The 1814-nt window shown below is 65.3% G+C and carries 1 protein-coding gene; it reads right to left on the reverse strand.

Annotation, left to right across the window (positions count from 1 at the left end; translation table 11 throughout):
- Positions 1–1814 (reverse strand): hydantoinase/oxoprolinase family protein (locus tag CN311_RS31635; RefSeq protein WP_208866620.1); only part of this gene is annotated, 1814 nt, incomplete at both ends.

Here is a 1814-nt window from a genome sequence, read left to right on the forward strand (position 1 = left end):
CCTCCCCCCTTGAGGGGGAGGTGGCGGCGAAGCCGCCGGAGGGGGTCGCCGCGGCAGTGCGCGGCGTTCTTGTGGTGCCTCCTGAGAGGACCCCCTCTGGCCGCTTTGCGGCCATCTCCCCCTCAAGGGGGGAGATCAAGTCGGCGCTTGCAAACACCGGCGTAACCACCGTGATGTCAGGCAAATGCGTGCCGCCATTGTAGGGCGCGTTGAGGGCGAAGACGTCGCCGGGGTGGATGTCGCCGGAGTTGAGCCGGATGATGGTTTCCACCGAACGGTCCATGGAGCCGAGATGCACCGGCATGTGCGGCGCGTTGGCGACGAGTGCACCGGTGCGGTCAAAGACGGCGCAAGAGAAGTCGAGCCGCTCCTTGATGTTGACCGAATAGGCGGTGTTCTGCAGCGTCACGCCCATCTGTTCGGCGATCGACATGAAGAGATTGTTGAAGACCTCCAGCATGACCGGATCGGCCCCCATCTTCCCGGAGAGACCGGTGCCGAGTGCCGCTTGCCGGCGCTTTTTTTCGACGCGGCGCAACAGCACGTGGTTCCTGGCGGTGATTTCGGCCTGCCAGCCCGGTTCGACGACGATGGTCTGGTTCGGCTCGATGACCAGGGCGGGGCCAACAATCTTGTGCCCTGGTTTGAGCGTCTCTCGGCGAAAGACGCCGGCATTGCGCCACGCTCCCTCGGTGAAGATTTCGCGTGTCTGCGAAGGGTCTAACGTGAGATCTTCGGTTTCTGACTCACTTTCGTCGCGGCCGGCGCCGCCGGTGTCGGTGCCTTCGAGGCCGACCGTCTCGACGATCATCGGCTTGTCGTCATAGACGAAACCGAACTGCGCCTTGTGGGCGATTTCGAAATCGCGCCTGGCCTGGAAAATCGAGTCTCCCTCGAAATTCACCGGCAGTGTCGTGTCGGTGCCGTCATAGCGAATGTGCAGCACCGGCTTCGCGGCAACAGCGTCCTCGGCGATGCCTTGCGCCGAGAGTTCGGCGATGACGGCCTTTCTCAAGCTGGCAATAAGGTTGCCGATCTCGGTTCGGGACTCCTCGGCAAGCGGCTTGAGCAGCGCCTGCTGGCGCGAGGCAAAGACCGAGGACAGGCCGATGCCATAGGCCGAAAGCAGGCCGGAAAAGGGATGGATCAGCACCGCCTCCATGCCGAGTGCGTCGGCAACGAGGCAAGCGTGCTGGCCGCCGGCGCCGCCGAAACAGTTCAGCAGATATTCGGTGACGTCGTAGCCGCGCTGCACGGAGATTTTCTTGATGGCGTTGGCCATGTTCTCGATGGCGATGGTGACGAAGCCTTCCGCGACCGCCTCGGGCGCGCGGCCGTCGCCGATTTCGGTGGCAAATGCTGCGAATTTGCCGCGGACGACCTCCACATCGAGCGGCTCATCCTGGCCGGGGCCGAAAATCGCCGGGAAAAAATCGGGCTGCAGCTTGCCCAGCATGACATTGGCGTCGGTGACGGCCAATGGCCCGCCGCGCCGGTAGGCGGCCGGGCCGGGATTGGCGCCGGCCGAGTCCGGGCCGGCGCGGAAGCGACCAGCCTCGTAATGCAGGACCGAGCCGCCGCCGGCGGCGACGGTGTGGATGCGCATCATCGGCGCGCGGATGCGCACCCCGGCGACCTCGGTGTCGAAGGCGCGCTCGTAGTCGCCGTCATAATGGGCGACGTCGGTTGAGGTGCCGCCCATGTCGAAGCCGATGACCTTGTCGAAGCCGGCCAGCTTCGCCGTCTCGACCATGCCGACGACGCCGCCGGCCGGGCCCGACAGCAGCGCGTCCTTGCCCTGGAACATGTCGGCG

The organism is Mesorhizobium sanjuanii (assembly GCF_002529485.1).
Lineage (GTDB): Bacteria > Pseudomonadota > Alphaproteobacteria > Rhizobiales > Rhizobiaceae > Mesorhizobium > Mesorhizobium sanjuanii.